The following is a 21,839-nucleotide window of genomic DNA, read 5'->3' on the forward strand; positions in this document are numbered from 1 at the left end:
AGTTTTTATTAGGTAAAAAATGGCTGGAGAATTTATGTAAAATATCTTTAATATCAATAAACACCAGTGTGTTTTTTCTTTATTTCGCTAAACTGTAATGAAAATAATCTAAAGGATTTCTTATGGGTAAATCATCAAATCGTGGTACGCAATACTTTTTCACTGGCAAGTATCTTGCTGATGACGATAATAATAATATTAATGCTATTGGATTTGGTGGTCATATTTATGCGCATGGCGGGGATGATCATATCACCCTCGGTTCGATTGCGGCGAAGGTGTATACCGATGTTGGGCATGATACGGTGGTCGGTGGTGCTGCCTATCTAGAAATAGAAGATTCTAAGGGTGATCTGTCTGTCAAAGGTGGTACCGGTTATGCACATATTAATAAGCATGGTGATGGTAGCATTGCATTTTCTGGCGCTGCCGGGAGTATTGCTGTGGAGCACTCAGGTAACTATGGTAACTTGAATTTTTCTGGTGCGGCGGCTTATAACAGTTTGAACCGTAAAGGCTTGATGGGTGATGTTGATTTTACCGGGGTGGGGGGGTACAACAAATTATGGCACGAAACTAATCAGGGTAATTTGTATTTTGCCGGAGCCGGTGCGAATAATAAAATCGACCGTACTTGGTTGAAACGTTATCAGGGTTCTCAAGGTAATGTAACGTTTAATGGCGCAGGGGCGGCAAATCGTGTCAGTTCGCGGGTAGAGCGTGGTGATATTACGTTTACCGGTATAGGTGCTAATAATCACATCATACGTAAGGGTAAAGAAGGGAATATTATCTTACATGGTGCAGGTGCATCAAACCGAATTGAACGTTTGCGTCAACGTCAGGATCAATACCCGCAAACCCGTGGCGATATTATTTTCTCAGGCGTTGGTGGTTACAATAAGATTTATTCTGATGTTGCTCATGGCAATATCAATTTTTCTGGTGTGGGCGCTTACAATGAAATCACCCGATCAAATACCCATGATATTTATCATGGTGAAGCAATTGGTGGGGTATTGGAATATGCCAAGGCCGAAGAGGTTGTATTAACAACTGCGACGATGGGCGGAAGTTTTCTTCGGGAACCTCAGCAAGTGATGGGTATTAAATCCACAACAGAGTTGAATACTTATCTCTTTGCATATACCGATAATCGGTATACCCATATTAGCAAAATTCAACTTCTAAATGATCCTGTCACCGGTAAGCTCAATTATTACCCTACGTCTTGGTATAAAATAGGTAATCATCTTAAGGATCTCGCGTCGCAAAATATCTATTCATCTAATGGGTTTATCGATATAAATGTTAATAATGCTTATCGTCTTTTCAATTTAGTGGTTGAATATCAGAAACTCATCACTGTTCATAGCGTAGAAGAAAACTTACTGGAAAATGAGTGGGTAACTTATATTGTTGGGGCGGACGTCAAGGCAGAAGATATTACTCTCTCTGATGCGAAAATGGGGGGGCATTTTGTCTTTTCCAATCGCCAGAAAGTGGATGTTTCCGCAGTGAAGTGGAACCGTCAACCGAATACTTATGTGTATGCCAAATATATAGAATCGTATACCAAAGTGGTGCAGGTTGAATTAGCAAATGATTCTGAAACAGATTCACTGAAATATCTGACCAGAGCGTGGTACAAAGCGGGTGATCATACCGGTGATTTGTCTAATGAAGATTTTTCTTTGGCAAATGGTTACCGCCCCATAGAAGCAGGTGGTTGTACTCTCAGCCAACTCCAATATCAGTTTGATACGATATACAGTACCTCTGAACAATTAGAACATACGGAAGAATTTGATAAACAGAATATCGGTGAGAGTTCGGGGGACGTTAATTTTAACGGTGCGGGTGGTGGAAACGTTATTCAATCCAGTGTTACGCGCGGCAATATCAATTTTGTCGGCGCAGGGGCTGCTAACGTCATTGTAAGAGGTGGAGAAGAGGGAGATCTGTCATTTCATGGGGGCGGTTTAGCAAACGTTATTGTTCACCAAAGTCGGCGTGGAAGCATGAATGTTAACGCTGGCGGCGCGGCTAACCTACTCGTGCGGATCGGTAATGGTCGATATCTGGCTCATCTTCTGGCGGTTGCCAATATTTCGATCCACAAAGGTAATGGCGAAAGCCGGGTTACTATGTTGGGTGGCTACAACACCCATACCCAAATAGGTAATGGCAGAGCGAATTGGTCTGCAACGGGTGGTTTTAATGTCATGACCCAGGCAGGTCACGGGGATGTGTATTCCGTACTTTTCGGCGGCGCTAATGTATTGACTAAGCTTGGTGCTGGTGATCTGGTATCCGGTATGTTCGGTGGCGCGAATATTATCACCCACATTAGTGATGAGACTAGAACGTCAGATACCACGGTTATTGCGTTGGGCGGCGCCAATGTTCTGACCAAGAAAGGGGCGGGTAATGCACTAACGCTGATGGGGGGCGGTGCAAACGTATTGACGCACATTGGTGACGGTAACACAACGGGTGTGATGCTAGGTGGCGCTAATATCCTGACCAAAGTTGGCAACGGTGATCTGGTTGGCATCATGTTTGGTATAGGTAACTTGCTTACCCATGTTGGTGACGGTCAAACATTGGGGATGATGGGGGCTGCCGGCAACATTTTTACTAAAGTCGGCGGTGGGGACGCGCTTGCTGTCATGATGGGGAAAGGCAATCTTTTTACTCATGTTGGCAACGATGATGCTTGGGGATTGATGGGTGGGATGACTAATGTCTTTACTAAAGTGGGAAATGGTCATGCATTAGCTTTGATGGTTGCCTCCGGTAATGTGTTTACCCACATTGGTGATGGGAGAAGTGTCGCCCTGATGCTGGCGAAAGGCAATATCGCGACTAAAGTGGGTAATGGCATAACCTTGGCCGCGATGATAGGTGATGCGAATGTGATGACCCACATCGGTGATGGCAATACCTTTGCCACTCTGATCGGCAGTGCCAATGTGTTGACCAAGGTCGGTCATGATCTGACAACCGTCTTGATGATGGGTAAAACCAATATCTATTCCCATGTGGGTGATGGCCCCAGTATTGGTTTGTTTTCCGGTGAACTGAACGCGATGACTAAAGTCGGTGATGGTACAACGTTGGCCGTCATGTCAGGTAAAGCCAATATTATGACCCATGTCGGCAATGGCTTAACTGGTGCGTTAGCGTTGGGGGAAAAGAATATTGTCACCAAAATCGGCGATGATTTTATGGGGGGTATTGCCGCAAAGAAAGCAAACGTTATCACTCATGTGGGCAACGCGATAACGGCTGGCGTACTGCTTGGTGAAGGCAATATTCTGACTAAAGTGGGAGAGGGGACGACTGTTGGCTTACTGGTGTCGGATGTAGGGAATGTGATGACCCATGTTGGTCATGGTATGACCGTGGGATTCGCTAAAGGCAAAGCCAATATCATGACTAAAATGGGGAACGGCACTGGTATTAACGCGGTTTGGGGGGAGGCCAATATTCTGACCCAAGTGGGGGATGGTGATCGTTATAACTTCGCGAAAGGTAAAGCGAACATCGTGACCAAAGTGGGGGATGGACAAGAAGTGACGGTTGTCCAGGGGCAAGCCAATATGATTACTCATGTTGGTCACGGTAATGATTACACCGGCGCTTGGGGGGCAGCGAATGTCATCACTAAAGTAGGTGCCGGGCGTAATGTTCTCCTTGCCAAAGGTGAAGCTAACATTGTGACTCAGGTGGGTAACGGTGACAGTTTTAATGCCCTGTGGAGTAACGGAAATATTGTCACCAAAGTGGGTGATGGCATGCAGGCTACCGTGGCAAAAGGCAAAGCAAATATCACGACCACGGTGGGCAAGGGGTTAAGTGTCACAGCGGCTCATGGCGACCTTAACATCAGTACGAAAGTGGGTGAGGGGATTTCGGTTAATCTGGCGTGGGGCAACGGTAATATCGAGACTAAAGTTGGGGATGGCCTCAATGTTGCAGTCATGAAAGGTGAAAGCAATGCCAATATTCATATTGGCGATGGTCTGACCGTCAATGCCGCTTACGCCCGTAATAACGTGGCGATTAAAGTGGGTAATGGGGATTTTTACAGCCTGGCGGTCAGTAACCTTGAAACTGATAAACTTTCCCTCTTTTTTGACAATATCAAACAGACTGCATTAGGTGTGGGGGGCAGTCAGGCAATTAGCTATTTGGTTCGCGGTGATGAAGCGAATACCTCCGGCATACTTAAAAGTCGTAGTGCAATTAATGTAGCGGGAGTTTCTGCCATTAATGGTTTTGACATGGAGCAGGTCGAACAAATAGGTTCAGGCTTAAATCACCAGCTTAGTGGTTCAGTGTCAGATATCGCGATGCCTGATATTGATTCGGTTGAAGGCACGTTGAATCGGAGAATCAAATCGGTATCAAGCCGGGATGGAGATCTGATCATCAACGGTGATTTTGAACAAGGTGATCAAGGCTGGCAATCAACTAAGGGGATTGAGGCTTACAGTCCAGCGAGCGCTTATGGTTTTGATAATGCCGGACATGGCGATCGGATCACTGAACTTGACGCTGAAGTTAACACCACCCTCTATCAAGATCTACAAAACCTGTATCAGGGAGAAGTGGTTGTATTGAGCTTCGATTTTACCGCGCGCCCAAAAATTTCCTCGGATAATGGCATGGACGTTTTCTGGAATGGTGAACGGGTATTCTCCGAGTCTGGTGAGCAAGCGGCATGGCAAAACAAGACGTTGAGGCTAATGGCAAAAGAGGGGAGTAACCGAATCGAATTTAAAGGTACCGGCCAGAATGATGGGGTAGGTTATCTTCTGGATAACGTTATTGTGAAATCCGAAGAATCATTGATTATCAATGGTGATTTTGAACAAGATGATCAAGGTTGGCAATCAACTCATGATATTGAGGCATATCAATCGGCAAGTGCCTATGGTTTTGATGATGCAGAACATGGAACACGGGTCAGTGAACTTGATGTTGAAACTAACACCACGATTTATCAGGACCTGCAAAATTTATACGCAGGGGAAGTGATTTTACTGAGTTTTGATTTTGCCAATCGCCATAATGCCCTTTTCGCCGACAATGGCATGGAGGTTTTCTGGAATAGTGAACGGGTATTCTCAACCTCTGGAGATGTCACGGAATGGCAAAACGAAACGCTGCAATTAACAGCGAAAGCGGGCAGTAATCGAATTGAGTTTAAAGGGACAGGCTTGAATGATGGTATAGGCTATCTGCTGGATAACGTTGTGGCGAAATCTGCGGGGGTATTACCAACCGAGGCCATTCCTGAATATGTGAAACAAGATAAAGCGGCGCAAAATGCGTTAAACGATAAAGCCAAAGCGGAAAAAAATCGCCTGCTGCTGGAACAGGAAAGAGATAAACAACTGGCGGTAGTGACAAAATTACAATCCCAATTGGAATCAACAGATCAGAATGCGCTAAATACTCAGGGGCAGGAGCAGAGCAGTGCGGTGAAAGAGGAGGCGCAGGCGGTAACGGATGAACTGATTGCCATGACTCAAGGTTTGCATCAGCTTGATAGTGATGTAAATCATCATCGGCCATCAGGTGAACAGTGGCGTAATCGTTTCGCCGGTGGGTTGCTAGACCGCGTTCAGGATAAATTAAATGCAGTAAATTCTGCTACTCAACAGCAGTTGGGTGATGTACAGAAAATCATCGTCGCTAACCAACAAGAAGTCGAAAAAGCAGTTGCCAAGTCAGAAGCCGGAGCGGCAAAAAGTGAACAGCATCGTGTCGCTGCAAGTCAAGATGTGATGGATGCGCAAACAGATACAGCGCGGAGAAAAGAAGAGGCGCTTTCGCAGCAACAGCGGGCTGAAAAAGCGAAAAATGACGCGAATACTTCTTATCAGCATGCTGAGAGTCGTGGCAAACGTGACATTGTTGAGGCTGAAAATAAAGTCACTCAGGTGCAAGCTGATGCTAAAGGCGCGAAGCAGAGTGATCATGCTAAGCCAGAACGTCAGGGGGCAGAGGGCAGTGGTTTATCAGGAGAGGCTTATAAGCCAAAGCGTAATATAGAAATCGGCAGCCAGATTAATCCCGAAGCGGTTGTCTATGCGGATGGCCGGTTTAGTCAAGGGTTAGGGAAGGGAGAACAGCAAGGGCTGAATCGTATTGAACAAGCGGTTAACTATTTACAGGATAAGATCGGATTACAGGATAAGATCGAGCTACAGGACAATATCGGGCGCCAATATTCGGTGAAGGCTCCCGATGTCACGCCGACGGGCCACTCTTCCGGGCAAAATCATGATGTTGTCAAAGGCGATATACTGCAAAAAATTGATAACAAGATCTTTGACTTAAAAGCACATGGAAAAGAATTGGAAGCTTATTCATTTCATTTTAGCCAGGATAGCCATTTTCTGGAAAAACTGCGGGGAATTATTCCAGAAATTGGCAGTGTACTCCTGACTCATGGCGATAAGGTTGAGTCAAAAGAGTTCCTTAAGGGATTGTGTTTCGCTTTGTCGGCCCGCTATTTGATTGAAGAGCGGGTACAGGGTTTAGGGGGCGGCAAAGCTTATATGATGTGGTTGAAAGATGCGGTTAAAGCTTACAACGATAAATCAGTTAATAAGAAAACTGATATCAATGCGGTTGAAACGGCTTTGCTCAACCAATATCGTCGGCAAAATATTGGCCCGGCGATTGAAGATCTATTATCAATGCAGTACAGCCAGTCGATGGATAGCTCTACCGTTGCTGCGCGTCGAAAAGCCAATGCCGCTTATGGTGGTAAGTTAAAAGCTAATGGATTGACAGGACCGAACATCAATAACGCGTTGAATTATGAGGCTGAAGGCTATGAAGCGGTCATGGATAAGCTGCGTAATGTAAGAAAGTCGACTTATATGACATTTATGTCTGAAGAACATGCCATGTCCGTTGTGGTACACAAAGAGCGTGCTCAGACAGTTTGGTCGTTCTATGATCCTAACTTTGGCGCCAAATCGTTTGCTAATTATGATGATTTCCGCCGTTTTATGGATGATTTCCATAAAGGATACCTGACGCATTATCACTTTCAGGTGAGTGAGCGACCGGATCAGAGCTTCTATGTTCAATTCAATCAGTTTGAAGAAGGTCTCATTACCAAATATGACGGTATCTGGCAAAAGGCGCGTGATGGTGAACAGAGCTATGTACTACGTGCATTAAAAGAACAAGGTAAAGCTTTTACTTTGAGTTCAGGGGTTACTGGGCGTGTGGTTGATTACTGTGAAGGTCATGTAACGTTAGAAGTGGCAACTAAACAAGGCAAGAAAGTGTTGGTTGAAGTTGAAGGTAACAACTTTAAGCAAGTAGCCAGCTTTGTACAGTTGAATATCAGTAGGGTATTAACTTATTCGGCGGTAAGTAAATTGACATTTAAAACGCCGGTGGATAGGGAAGCGTCGCTTCCTGCATTAGAAAGATTGTCATCAAATGATGTTATTAAAAACAAAAATGTCGATTCTTGGGAACGCGTGACTGTCACTCCTCAAACTGATGGCCGCGAAACGCGTTTTAATGGTCAGATTATTATTCAGATGGAAAATGATCCGGTTGTTGCCAGAGCCGCGGCTAATCTTGCGGGTAAACACCCCGATTCTAGTGTGATTGTTCAGCTTGATGCTGATGGCAAATATCGCGTTGTCTATGGAGATCTTGCTCAATTATCGGGCAATTTACGTTGGCAGATTGTGGGCCACGGCCGTGATGAATCAGAACAGAATAACGGTCGTCTGAGTGGTTACCGTGCCGATGAGCTGGCAGTAAAACTAAAACAGTTTAGCCAGCATTTTGGTCAGACGAGTAAACCGAGTCACATCAGTATCGTCGGTTGTGCGTTGATAAGTGATGATAAGCGAGATGGCTTTGCCCGCCGTTTTATCACGGCATTAGATAAGCAGGGTATTCGTAGTGATGTTTCCGCTCGTCGTAGTGAAGTTGCAGTTGATGCAACCGGCCATAAATTTACACGTGACAAAAATAACCAATGGGTGAATAACCTGCCTGATAACAAAATCATATTCAGGTGGGATGAACAGGGTGAATTGAACATCAGTACAGAAAGGGTCGTGCGCGGTATTGCTGAAAGTGAAATTAACCTCTCTCACGTGGGGGTAGCTAACTTAGATGAATCAATCAAAGGGGCGATTGCGAATAATTCGCATATTTTTACTGCGCCGGAGAAGCGTCGGGCCAGGATTAATACTCATTCAGGTAGTACATCGAATACTCGTCACTGGGAATATTCCGGCAATATTCAAGTTAAAGTGGGAGAGGGGGAATTTACCGCGATCAACTGGGGAACTTCGAACGTGGGCATCAAAGTGGGTGTTGGTGGTTTTAAATCACTGGCCTTTGGTGACAATAACCTGATGGTTCATCTCGGTGATGGTGATAGTAAACACAGTTTCAATATCGGTGGCTATCAGGCGCTTGAAGGGGCGCAAATGTTTATCGGCAATCGTAATGTGAGTTTCAACATGGGTCGCAGTAACGATCTGATTGTGATGATGGATAAATCCATTCCGGTACCGCCACTGGTTAATCCGTTTGATGGCGCTGCCCATATTGCTGGTGTATTGCAAGGTATTGCGCGTTTTGATGAAGGACAAATGTGGTTAGTCTCTAGAGATGAACAGTGGACATTAGCTGGCGCGAAGAAATTTATCCAGGATATGTCTGGTTTAGATCAAACCAGCAGCGTGGATTATCACACCCTGATAGATCCAGATTCTCGACATGAACGTAGCAGCCGAGCACTGAAAGACGATATCGAATTAACACTGAATAAAAAATATAACGAGTGGCTAAGTAGCAATGGTAGCCATGCTGACATCGGCAATATGAGTCGAGCAGAGCGATTCCGTTTGGCTAATGAAAAACTGGCGTTCAACTTTGCGGTGGGTGGTCAGGGCTCGGATATTCAGGTGACAACAGGTAGCTGGAACTTGATGTTTGGCGACAATATCCAGTCAATTCTGGATACCAACTTGGGTTCGTTGTTTGGTCTGATGACTCAGCAGGTTACGGCAACGGGTTTGACGAGGACGACTTTCACCTATAATCCGCATGACTTACCGCGTCAGCTTAAAAATAGGTTGCTTGGTCGGTTGTCGGGGGTTGGCGCGGAGACAACCTTTGCCGATATCTTTGGCGTAGATTACACCGAGGGGGGACGTATTGTCTCTCGCACGGGTGAGCCGGTTGATGGTGCCGCTATTCTGCAAGAGATGATTAATATCATTGGGGAATTTAGTGGTGAACAACTGAAAGCTTTTGCTGACCCGGATAAATGGCTTGATGATTTGCGAGCTGGCATCAGTATGGGTGCGGAGGGGGTGAAATCATTTGTGGAAAGTCACGGCTTAAAAAAGAGAGAAGTTGAGGAAAAAAGCCAGGTTTCGACAGGTAATCACAATATTGAAAAGGCGCAAATCAACTTATCAACAACAGACAATCGCACCCCGCAACGGGCATTTGGTTTTAATGCGTTAAACGTGCCTAACCTGTTTGCGACGATATTCAGTAAAGATAAGCAAACAGAAATGACATCATTAGTCACCCATCTGAAAGAGAATCTAACGGCAGATTTACTTAATATGGAAGAGAAAACGTTGGATTTTCTGCGTCACAGTGGTCATTTGCAAGGAGATGGCGATATTCACGTGTCGTTGGGCAACAGTAACTTTAACTGGGGTGGTGACGGTAAAGATCTTGGTGCTTATCTGGGAGATAACAATAACTTCTGGGGTGGTCGTGGTGATGACATTTTCTATGCAATGGGGATATCCAATATCTATACCGCAGGTGAAGGTAGCGATCTCGGTATCTTGATGGGACGAGAAAATATGATGTTTGGTGGTATGGGTAATGATACTGCGGTGATGGCCGGGCGCATTAACCATTTATTTATGGGAGAGGGCAATGACCAAGCGTTTGTCTTTGGTGAAGCCGGTTTTATTGACGCAGGCAGCGGGCAGGATTACGTAATAACCTCGGGTAATGATAATCGGGTGGATGTTGGGGAAGATCAGGACTATGCGGTAATCATCGGCAATAACAACCAGATTAACCTAGGTAAAGGCGATGATTCGGCCAGAGTGTTTGGCAACAACAACTGGATTGATGGCAACGTTGGTGACGATGTGATTAAGCTGATGGGCTATCACGCGGTGTTTGATGGTGGAGAAGGTGATGATCGCCTGATAGCCACGGCTATTTCGAAATTTAGTCAGTTTGATGGCGGTGAAGGGCAGGATCTGCTGGTGTTAGGCGGGTATCGAAATCGCTTCCGGGGAGGTACAGGCGTGGATAGCTTTGTGGTCAGCGGGGAGGTGATTGATACATTGGTTAATGATATCAGCGCAGAAGATGTGATTCTGTTTAATGGTGATATTGATTGGCAAAACTTGTGGTTCCAGCGCAGTGGGTATGATTTGGTGCTGTCAGTGGATCGTCAAACTCAGGACACTACCGCTCAGGGGATCTTTGAATCGGTAGGTTCGGTCACCTTTAATGATTACTTTAATGGCAATCGCGCTAAGTTGGTGATACAGATGGGCAATGAGGATGCGTCAGGTGAGCGTGAATTTACGGCGCTATCAGAGAATGCGGTGGATTCCTTGATTCAGGCCATGAGTAGTTTCTCCCCGACAGTGGGTGATAATGGTTTTATTGAAAGCCTGGAGAGTCAAGCGAAAGCGGCTATAACAATGGCGTGGGTAGATACCACAATGGGTAAGGGGAAGTTTGCCTGATTAACTTGCTATTAATCAGTCATACAGCGTTGTTATTGAAATAAAAATGGCTCACAGAAAGATGGGCCATTTTTTTGAATTTTTATTTAGAGATTATTTCTGAGTTTTATTTGTTAATGCTTTTATTAATTCTTCATCACTGTTTTAATATTAAATTTAGGGTTTTGTTATTAAATGGAATAGATCACAAATAAGGTTGGAAGATTTGCTGGTTTCTAAGGGGCCTGTCCGCCCCGATTTTAGGATTCAGGTTAATATTCACTTCATATTGAGATATTGTGTTCTATTTCTTGCATAGATTGCCTTATGAACTCCGCAAATGGCTTTACATTTTTTCCTACCGAGGCTGATTCTAACGCTGATAGATACTGAGTTCTATTTTCGAGTTTAATCACTGTCCAAGGGTATCCTCCGATTACCAGCAAGAAATTCATTAAGAATCTGGCGGTGCGGCCATTACCATCGGGAAACGGATGAATGTAACCCAGAAAAAGATGTCCCAAGATAGCCTTTACCACAAAGTACTTCTCATTAGCGATCAACTCTTTCAGTGCTTCCATACAGTCCATCAATTGCTCGCTGGAGGGCGGTACATGCATTGAAGTGCGGATATAGATTGGTCCTTTGCGAAATCCCGCCAAATCCAGTCTGTTGATAATTCCGGCATCTACACAGGGATTGAACAGCGCAGTGAACCAGTCAGTCAAGCCAACGTCGATCAGATAGTGGATATCCAAGCCTTCTTTATCTTCATGTGCCTCACGCAGTAGCTCTTTCACCTTGTTGAAGGCATCGTAATAGCCTCTGGCAGCCATTGCATCCTTCTGCTCCTTGTCCCTTTGGATTGTATCCGGCGACCAGTCACCTTTAGACAGGCGCTCGATTAATTCTGGCGTAACCTTGTAACCCTCGATGGATAGTGAGTTGTAGGCATCGCTTATGTAGAGGCTGCTCATCATGGCGTGTGTTTTTTCGATTGAGCGCTCAAAGAAGTCAAAAGGTGGTGGAAAGTCATCAAATACCTCGACGACTTCTTGTCTCATCTCCTGCCACAAGAGCCTCACACGAACTGCGCTTGGGGATTCTCCCCGACTACCACCTACTATCATCGGAATATGGTCAAATGGGTTAACCTGCTTAATACCTTCAAAACCGGCTCCTTCCATGATGGTTTGTAGTTTCCGGCTTTCGGCTCTCATCTTTAGCTGCTGATAGGCGCCAATTAATCTGTTTCCTGAGGCAACATTCTTGGTTGTCAGTACTGCTTCTGAAAGCAGACTCAGATCAGCATTCCTGAGTGCTAGCTGAATGCTTATAGGGTTGGCTCTGAAAGTTTGTGGGCCAGTTTCAACGAGTGCGCTTTCTAACGAATGAACATTTATACCGTTTACTTTGACAGTCTTGCAGGGAGCTCTTCCCTTGATGATCACCATACTCATGTTGTTAGGTAGGTTAAGTGTGCGAGGCGTCGTGTCTGAGGTGTAGACAATTATCTGGTTTGGTAAGGCATTGTTTGCTGTATGTAAATCAAGAGAGGATTCGGGACTTAGCCAGTAATCATCTCCGAAGATGCTTTCGACGTACTGCCCAACGAAAGACCAGATGGATTCATACCAAAGTACTGAATCACCCGCTTTTTCAGTCGTGAGATCTGCATCCAGGAGATACCATCCCCTGATGATTTGCTTGAAATAGCCTTTATTGACCAGAAGTGTGCGTTGTTTATCAGTGATTGACTTAGAACTCAGCACGTTGCCCACGGCCGCATCGCTTGCAGCTCTCAGCGCTTCTGCCAACCTTTCGTTTCCAGTTTTTGCCATGTCTTTCTTCCAGCAGATGTTCAAGTATTAGCTAATACGGGAATACAATATTAGCTATTACGATATTGAATTACTAGCTTTTACGAACTTACATTATTAGCTGTTACACTCAAATACAGTGAATTTAAGTCTTCTATCAACTGATTGCTGATGGTCAACACGCGGCAAAGGCCAAACAGATAGTTTGGGATCTTTTGATAACTCCTCAGATCACTCAAACCGGATTGAGTCCCTTCAAAGTGCTCGACTATTTTGCAAAGTGATTCAGGACAAATTAACCCTAATATTAATAACAGTACTCTTTACTACAAAGTTATTAATTTTTTTATTTAATGTTACAGATCGCATTTTTGTGAATAAAAGAGACGCTATTATGCATTAGTGAAATCGCTTAACGACGGGTAAAGATAATGCTCTCTTTGTCTGCATAACGATGAAACTTGTCATTCAATTCTAATAATTACTATTCATTCAGAGGTCTTTATGGGCAGTACCGGAAGTGTCAGTGCGTGGGATGAAGCGTTATTAATTGCCGCTATTCAATATCCTGTTCCTATTATTAAGGGGCCTGAAGATATTCAGGTTCAAGTGCGGCAGATTTGTAAAACAATCGATTCAACTAAAGCCGGTTATCCTGATCTGGATATGATGGTATTTCCTGAATACTCCGCTCAGGGATTAAATACCAAGATCTGGACTTATGATGAAATGTTGTTATCGCTGGACAGTCCAGAAGTGGATTGTTTTCGCCAGGCGTGTATTCGCAATGATATTTGGGGCGTGTTTTCAGTCATGGAACGTAATGAAGATCCGTCACAGCCACCTTATAACTCTGCGATTATTATTAACAACAATGGTGAGATTGCATTGCATTACCGAAAATTGCAGCCTTGGGTGCCGATTGAGCCCTGGATGCCGGGTAATTTGGGCATGCCGGTTTGTGAGGGGCCCAAAGGTGCAAAACTGGCGGTGTGTATTTGTCATGATGGTATGTTTCCTGAGTTGGCGCGTGAAGCAGCCTATAAAGGTTGTAACGTTTTTATCCGCATTTCCGGTTATTCTACCCAAGTCAACGATCAATGGATCTGGACTAATCGCACTAATGCCTGGCAGAACTTAATGTATACCGTATCGGTTAATCTGGCAGGCTATGATGAGGTTTTTTATTATTTCGGTGAAGGTACGATTTGTAATTATGACGGTAATGTTATCCAGCAAGGCCAGCGTAATCCGTGGGAAATTGTTACCGCTGAATTGTTCCCGCGTCTGGCGGATAAGGCTCGTGAGAATTGGGCGCTAGAGAACAGTATTTTTAATCTCGGTTGCCGAGGCTATGTTGGTAAACCTGGCGGAGAGAGAGCTAATTATTTGACTTGGGTGCGCGATTTGGCCAACGGTGAATATAAATTGCCTTGGGATGAAAGCATCCGTATTCGTGATGGTTGGAAATATTACCCAGAAGGTGTGAAATTGGGGCCATTACCGAAAATTGATAAGTAAACTGAGAGACTGATAATATGATAACCACAGGAGTGCTGCGATGCTGCTATTCTTTCCATCCTATGTCAACTTAAAGCGTAGTGGAAAAGTGGTGAATCTGGCATTCTTCTGGTATGAAAGGTATTGTGTGAAATTTTAACTATTTTTTTTGAAATTGAAAATAGTATAAATATTTTATTGGATAACTATTATAGCAAGGTGATTTTTATTATATTTTTATTAATTCCATTGTGTTTATTAATTGATTGTATTACTGGTTTAGTATTAATTTATTGAATGGATTAATCATCTATATGATGATTGAGAATAGTTTTAATTTTTTTGTAAATTGGATATATAAAATCTGAATTTAATTGAATTGAGATATATATGATAGGTTAAAATAAAATGATTTTTTAAAAACGATTAAAGTGGAAATATATTTTAGGTTGGATGATTCACCGTGATAGGCCATAGTGTAATCCTATTCATCAAACATCTAATCATCATGATGTTTGATTGAATACTCCTATTTTCTATTGAAAAGGTAATTACTTATGGCAAATAAAATAGAATCACGAATTAGCTATAAAACGCTATTTAACGATAACCAAGATCTCTATTGTTTTCCCGGTTTACCTGAAGCCAACGATGGCCCTTTGGCTTATTTGGTCGATCTGTATCAACAATCCTGCTTGTTTGAAGAAGATGCCGATAAAAAGAGTGCCCGGCTTCTTAGCCAACGACGGCCAGATATTGAAAAATTACTACTTGATGGCACAAATCTTAATCAAACCAGTCAATCATTACCCCTTGTTGTTGAAATTCTTGCCGAAAAAGTCAAAACATATCTCAATAACGACCAACCTTTGACGGGTTCGCTGGCTGATATTTATTACCCACTTTCGTTGCCATTTCATTTTCCACTCCAGCAAACGACAACCGTACTGGCCGAAAAGCAGATCTCATTACTGGATCTTATTCAACAAGCCGACAGAAAATACCCCAATTTTATAGATGACAACCTGAGCGTGGATTCGCTGCAAACGGCCATGATGGTTAGCAGTACCTTGGCGCCGAAACTGCAAGCTTTGCTGTTGGAAACATCACAAAGCGGCCAAAAAGATTTCTTCGATAACTACTACGGTCTCAAAGGCGATGCAGCCGAGGCGGCTCGCTCTTTATCTCGTCTCACGGTATTTACCCAACAAACCGGGCTAAGTTCCCAAGAAGCTGAACGCCTGTTTGCCGTTAATGGCATATCAAAAGAGGAAGAAGACGAGATATACAGTACCGTCACTTATTCCGCCAATGTCATCAAACCCGACAATGTGGATAAACGGTTTCCTTCCGGTGCTAATTATGCCGCTTCCTATATCAATGCGGGTCAAGCTCCCGCGCTCTATCTGGAAAAATTCGAGAATAAAGACACCGCCAAAAGCGTTATCCTAATCTCAGACGTCAGTACTGATAACTTTGACCGTATCCAACGTTTCCTGCATCTGCAAAAAGCACTGAAACTCTCTTATGAGCAACTGGATCTGTTACTGGCAACCGCACGACAAGCAGAAAAACAGACTGGTTTTGTTATCACAGAAGCAACCATCCGCACATTGGGCGTCTTCCTGCATTTCCGGCAAGAGTACAACACGACCGCAGAACAGTTTGCTGCCTTTATCGGCCAGATAACGCCTTATGCGCTCGGCAATCAACTCTCCTTCTTTGACAGGGTTTTCAATGCTCAAGGGCTGTCAAAACAGGCATCCTCTTCCTCTGTGCTTGTGCTGGATAATCGTGAATTTGACCCAATGATGACCGAAGGCCCAGACGCTTTAATCGTTAATCAGCTATGTAAAGGACTGAATATTGATGATGAAACATGCCAAATTCTGCTAACGCTTGTGATGTATGTTCAGGGGTTGAAGAAACCTCAATGTTCACTGAATGTCGTTTCCGCCCTGTATCGCTTGGTAGCATTGCCTCGTCAGTTACGCATGTCAGTTAAAGAGGGTTTGGGGCTACTCGTCATATTGAGCCGTGATAATAACAATTATCTGCAACAGCTAGCGGGTATTCCAACATTGGCGCAAGATGCCAAGACCATTGATATCCTTGATGTACTTATCGCGGTCACGAATGCGGCACAGTGGATTCAGCGCCATAATTTATCTCCCCTGTCGCTAAACACGTTACTCACCCCTTATCGATCTGACGGCAATGTGACGGTTGATATTGAAAATATTGATTGGATTAACAAAGTCAGAACTGTCATCCCCAATGCTAGCGATGCGTTGCTGAGCGAAGATAAAATTGCCGCTGTCATGCAAGACTTTCAGGCGAAGAAAACGCCGATCCATTGGATGAATGAGCTTAATCAACTGATAGGGGAATTAGGTGTTGTTTTGGTTCCAGTCGTTTCAGACGATGATCAAAAAGCCTTAAGAGACAAAGTGAGCGGAATTCTCCAAAAATTAGCCCAAGATGATGCATGGAAACAACAAGGGGATACCTGGACACAGGAGCTAACGACCTTGATAGGCAACGCCTTTATTGCCCAACAGGATCTGATAGTTAATGCCATCGCCCATGTTTTTGATATTGAGAACTCACTTGCGCTGCCACTATTGCTATGGACGGGAAACAGCAACGCTGACTTTCTGAGTAATACCATTGCATTGGCGCGCCGTTCCGGTTCTCAACAACAAACAGAGCAAGCGCTGACCACATGGTACGATCTCAACCGTTATGTTGAGATTTGCAAGTTATTCAAGCTGAAAGATACAAGCGTTACAGCATTAGTGAATTACCCCGCTTGGTTCAATCTCCAGAAAGATAACCAACTTCGTCCCCTTGATTTGACTTTCCTCCATCGCTTGAGCCGTTATAGTGATTGGCTGAATTTGTTACCCGCTAATAAAACGGAAGTTGATGTGATCTACTATCTGTATCAAGTCGGTCAAATTGGGCAACAACCGTCTGACGCCACGGTTTGGAGTGCTGAACAAGCCGCCACAAATTTGGCCGAATTAATTGGCTGGTCAAGTCGAGAGATTCTGAGAATAACCAGCGATTTTAATCTGAAAGTGGCACAGAATGTCGTTGACGTTAGTACCGTCATGCGTCTAAAAGCACTGGCCGAAAAGAGTCAAGTATCTGCCCAGCCATTACTAGATATCGCCAAACTGACCACAGCATCCAGCTATGATCATTGGTATCAAGTCAGCAGCGCCTTATTTGCCGCCACCTCTTCCGAAGTACAATCCAAGCTAGGCGGTTCACTCAATGAACGCTGGCGTGATTCGATGGTCGAATATCTGTTACGGCGCTGGGCGCCTTCCAGCGATGCTTCATCGGATATCACGACTGTTGAAGATCTTTCAAACTATTTCCTGACCGATATATTGGTGGCTAAAGAAGTCGATACCAGTAGAGTGGCTTTTTGCATTGCCAGCTTACAACGCTATCTGTTTCGTCTCTTTTCCCGGATGGAAACCGGCTATGAGGGACGAATCATCAGTGATGAACGAACCCAGTTCTGGGAGAACTTTCTGAATCAATATAACCGTTGGCAAGCTTGGCAAAGGCAAAGAAACTTCCCGGAAAACTTTATCTCCCCCGCCAGCAGGTTGCGTAAAACTAGCGCCTTTACCTCGCTGGAAAACGATTTGGGTCAATCACGTTTGAACAACAATATGATCCAAACAGCCATTCTGCATTATCTGACCGAATTTGAACGGATCAGCAATTTGCAATTAATGTGCGGCTATATCGACGGTACTGACCCTAAAAACGATAGCTATCACTTTATCGGTAAAAGCAATGTCGAACCTATAGAGTATTACTGGCGCACACTGGATATTAAGCTGCGTGATAACAACGATGTCATTAGCCCACTGGCGTGGAGTGAATGGGAAAAAATCACATTGTCTTTATCCGGAACCATGCTGGCAATCCGGCCTATTGTGATTTCTGGCCGTCAATATGCAATCTGGGTTGAGCGTGAAGCAACGCCATTGATGGGTGTAGATCAGAAACCCACAGATTATCGCGCCATTAATGTGAAATTTACCTTCAAACAAAGCAATGGTGAATGGAGCGCCCCCAATCTATTACTCCGCTTGGATGGTAGAGATGACAACGGTGAATATCCGACACAAGAGGGGCAGCGCGTTACCGATAAAAGTAACCCTTACTTGAAAGATGAAAAATATAAACCTGGGTTGATAGCTATGGTGGATGTACAACTACAAGTGGACGGAGACCAATGGATGGGGGTTTTATTGTACGACTCCGAAAATAAAGATAGCAGCAAGTGGGAGAAAAACAAAGATTATTACCTTGAATTGCGCGACTTATTATTGCTGGATAAGAAGTCCCTGACTCAAGAGAATGAAAAAACACTTGTTACGATGTGGTATAAGTTGTTCAGCAATCCAGACACATTACAACATCACTATGCAGGTACAGCGAAGTTTCTCACCATAAAAGAAACCGAGGAGGAAACGAAGAGTAGTTATTATTATATTAAACCGCATAAATCTTCTTTTCTGCAATTAGAGGGCAAAGTAGGCAGCGGAGGAACTAATCTTCTGTTAACTTGCAGAAACACATTGGTTAAACGCTATCAGTTAGTATCATCAAGCCCTAATAAGTTTCCCTCCAAAGAACTTTTTTGGGGAATCAATACTAAGAACATTCAAATGCAAGTCCAAATTCCTGCCAGTGATACGGCAATAAAAACGTTTAATTTTGAGTGGGTCGGAGAAAATGCACCAACGGATGTTTTTATTATCAGCTATGATGAAACACAACTTTTCAAGTTATTACCTTCTGATTGGAAAGATGATCAAATTACCAAAAACCACGATTTTTCATGGATCGGTAGCGGTGCATTTCAGGCCAGTACACAATGGAATCTCAGTGATAAAAACCTGTCACTCTCCATTGATGGAGAGAATATTTCCTTACGTAAAGAGATATACAAAATCCAAGATGGTTGGGAATATTTACCATCTGTTCTGATCTTCAGAACATACCCACAAGGTGAACAATACGCCAGCCGAAAATTACCACTAGATGGTAACGCAGTAATACAAGATATCATTTTTAATCTTAAACCAAATATCAATACCTATTTTTTTAGTTTAGTCGCAGGATTAATTGAATCAGAAAATAAACCACAAGTTATCGAGAATATATACGAACTCACGATCGAAGAAGGTGATAAAATTCCTGCCATTACGTTGAAAAGAAATGAAAAGCAAGTTCAATATCTAGATATAACCAACCTGAAATTCAAATCTACCGCCATTAGATTAAACACATTATTTGGCAAACAACTGGTTGCACGAGCGACGCAATCCATTGACAAGGTATTGGCATGGGAAACTCAATCCTTGCTTGAGCCTGCGTTGGATAACGAAACTTCACCGACAAAAGTCGATTTTAATGGTGCTAACGGGCAATATTTCTGGGAACTGTTTTTCCATCTTCCTTTCCTAATCTCTTCCCGACTTTATGAAGAGCAGCGTTTTTATGATGCACGCCGATGGTTTATCAATTACCTGTTTGACCCTTATAACAATATTCGAATGTGGAATTCTCGCGCCATTGTCGAAAATGGCAATGATCTTCCTCCAATAATGAGAACGGCCGATCCCGATACTATCGCTTACAACCAGCCCGTCTATTATCAGAAAGCCCTGTTCCATTTCTTAATCAATTTGTGGATACAAGAAGGCGATAACCTCTACAGACAACTGACCAGAGATAGCCTGAACGAAGCCGGTCTGTGTTATCAACAAGCCCTGCAATTACTCGGCGCATTACCGGAAGGTTTAGATGCCAGTCATTGGCGTCCGGATACCTTGGAAAAGGTCAAAGCAAAATTGAAACCCAAGGTACGTGCGGCTGAAAATTTATTTAAATCCCCGTTCAATGAAAAACTGATTGAATTTCAAAAAACGTTGAACACTCGGCTCTATAATTTGCGTCATGGCCTGACACTGGATGGTAAAGTACAACCGTTGCCACTTTATGCTAGTGCTGCGGGTGCAGAGAGCTTGACGCAAAGAAACGCTGGCAGTCTCCTCAGCGGGTTGAGCAATATGCAGCAGCAGATCCCCCCTTATCGCTTCCCATTGATGTTAAAAAGCGCAAATAGCGCGGTAAAACAATTAATTGAAATGGGACATCGGTTACTTCATATCATGGAAACTGAAGTTGATGCCGAAAAGGACGTGCTGGTACAATCGCAAGCGCTCCGATTATCTGCTTTTACAGTGGAACTGCAACAACAAGCCTTGCAACTTGCGCAAATGGGGAAAGCCACACTAGAAGTCAGCAAAAAAATGGCAGAGGAGCGCTACCAACATTATCACGCGCTATATGAAGAAAATCTTTCTGCTTTGGAGATTTCAGCCATCAGCATGAAAGTGGCATCAGGAATATCCAGAATGACGGCGGCGCCTTTCTTTATCACCAGCGCGGCACTGGAAATCGTACCCAATATTTTTGGTCTGGCAGTTGGGGGAACAAGGTACGAAGCGCCTGTCAAAAATGTAGCTATCGTTGCTGAAATTCTTTCTGATGTATTAAACAACACTGCCGACAGGTTGCAAGACGGAGCAGAATACCAACGCCGCCGCCAAGAATGGGAAATTGAGTACAAACAAGCCCAAAGCGAAATCAATATCATTGAGATGCAATTAAAAGAGCAGGAATTGCTCATCAAAAGTTCTCAAATCGCCCTGCAAGAAGCCCAAGCACAGCAATCCGCTGCCCGTGATCTGTATGAGTTTATAACATCCGGCTTTCTGGTTGTCCCAACCTATAAGTGGCTGATGGGGCGTCTCGCAGCACTGTATGCGCCAGCCTATGATGCAGTACTTTCTATGTGTTTGATGGCGGAAAGAAGCTGGCGGTATGAAGTCGGGGATTATCAGCGGCAAGGTTTTATCAAAACCTCGGCGTGGAATGATTCTTACCAAGGTTTGCTGGCAGGGGAATCTTTGCAGCTTGATCTATTACAAATGGAAAGCGCTTGGCTACAACGCAATGAACGCCGTTTGAATATCAATAAAACCATCTCGCTCGGTAAATTGCTGTCAGAAAATGGGTTGAAAACTCAAATCATTAATAAAAAGGCGGTGAGTTTTACGCTGGATTCTAAATTGTTCGACACGAATTATCCCGGACATTATCTACGCCAGGTTAAGCGCATTTCCGTTTCGATATTGGTAAACGCACTTAGCCCTTACCCTGCGTTACCGACGGAGATTAGCGCCATCCTGACACAAACCAGCAGTTTCACTTTAACCAGTACCGATATTGATGGAGTAACCTGGCTTTATGACCCAACCAGAAATAGTGGAAGCGATAAAAATATTGTGAAGAATCTACGTGCTCAACAGCAAATTGCCCTCTCTTCCTTAAATGAAAAAGATGATGGTGGTGTCGCTAAAGAGAACTGGCTATGCACCCTGATGTTTGATGATGATCGCTATCTGCCTTTCGAAGGAACAGGAGCCATTTCAACCTGGACATTGGAATTCCCCGATCAGTCTGTGATTGATGTCCTGGTTCCCAACCTTTATACATCGCAGTTGAAAGATATTCAGATTCATCTTCACTACACTGCGTTAGATGGTGGTAAACCATTTGCCACAGCAGTAAAAGGTAAAATGAATCATGGATAAATCGGCGTCTGAGAGAGTAAATCATAAGATGGTCGAGTATCAAT

At 43.9% G+C, this 21,839-nt stretch carries 4 protein-coding genes; 3 read left to right on the forward strand and 1 reads right to left on the reverse strand.

The annotated features are described in order from the left end of the window. Positions 1 to 122 precede the first annotated feature (122 nt). Positions 123 to 10,799, forward strand: a complete 10,677-nt coding sequence (rtxA, locus tag EAE93_RS19190; protein WP_214040340.1) for an MARTX multifunctional-autoprocessing repeats-in-toxin holotoxin RtxA — start codon at positions 123 to 125, stop codon at positions 10,797 to 10,799. Positions 10,800 to 11,062: 263 nt separating this feature from the next. Here the strand turns inward: rtxA and EAE93_RS19195 are convergent, their stop codons facing one another. After that, a complete protein-coding gene (locus EAE93_RS19195; protein WP_214040341.1) occupies positions 11,063 to 12,619 on the reverse strand; it encodes a Fic family protein in 1,557 nt (518 codons plus the stop codon). 483 nt (positions 12,620 to 13,102) lie between these two features. Between EAE93_RS19195 and EAE93_RS19200 the strand changes: the two genes are divergently transcribed. Beyond that, a complete protein-coding gene (locus EAE93_RS19200; RefSeq protein WP_036812397.1) occupies positions 13,103 to 14,119 on the forward strand; it encodes a formamidase in 1,017 nt (338 codons plus the stop codon). Positions 14,120 to 14,655: 536 nt separating this feature from the next. After that, positions 14,656 to 21,795, forward strand: coding sequence for a Tc toxin subunit A-related protein (locus tag EAE93_RS19205; protein WP_214040342.1), 7,140 nt, complete (start codon positions 14,656 to 14,658; stop codon positions 21,793 to 21,795). The last annotated feature ends 44 nt before the right edge of the window (positions 21,796 to 21,839 follow it).

It is taken from the genome of Photorhabdus akhurstii (assembly GCF_018448925.1).
GTDB classification, from domain to species: Bacteria; Pseudomonadota; Gammaproteobacteria; order Enterobacterales; family Enterobacteriaceae; genus Photorhabdus; species Photorhabdus akhurstii.

Excerpts from the sequence above, each read along its gene's own strand:
- rtxA (WP_214040340.1), top strand. The coding sequence starts at position 123 with ATGGGTAAATCATCAAATCGTGGTACGCAATACTTTTTCACTGGCAAG.
- EAE93_RS19195 (WP_214040341.1), bottom strand. The coding sequence starts at position 12,619 with ATGGCAAAAACTGGAAACGAAAGGTTGGCAGAAGCGCTGAGAGCTGCA.
- EAE93_RS19200 (WP_036812397.1), top strand. The coding sequence starts at position 13,103 with ATGGGCAGTACCGGAAGTGTCAGTGCGTGGGATGAAGCGTTATTAATT.
- EAE93_RS19205 (WP_214040342.1), top strand. The coding sequence starts at position 14,656 with ATGGCAAATAAAATAGAATCACGAATTAGCTATAAAACGCTATTTAAC.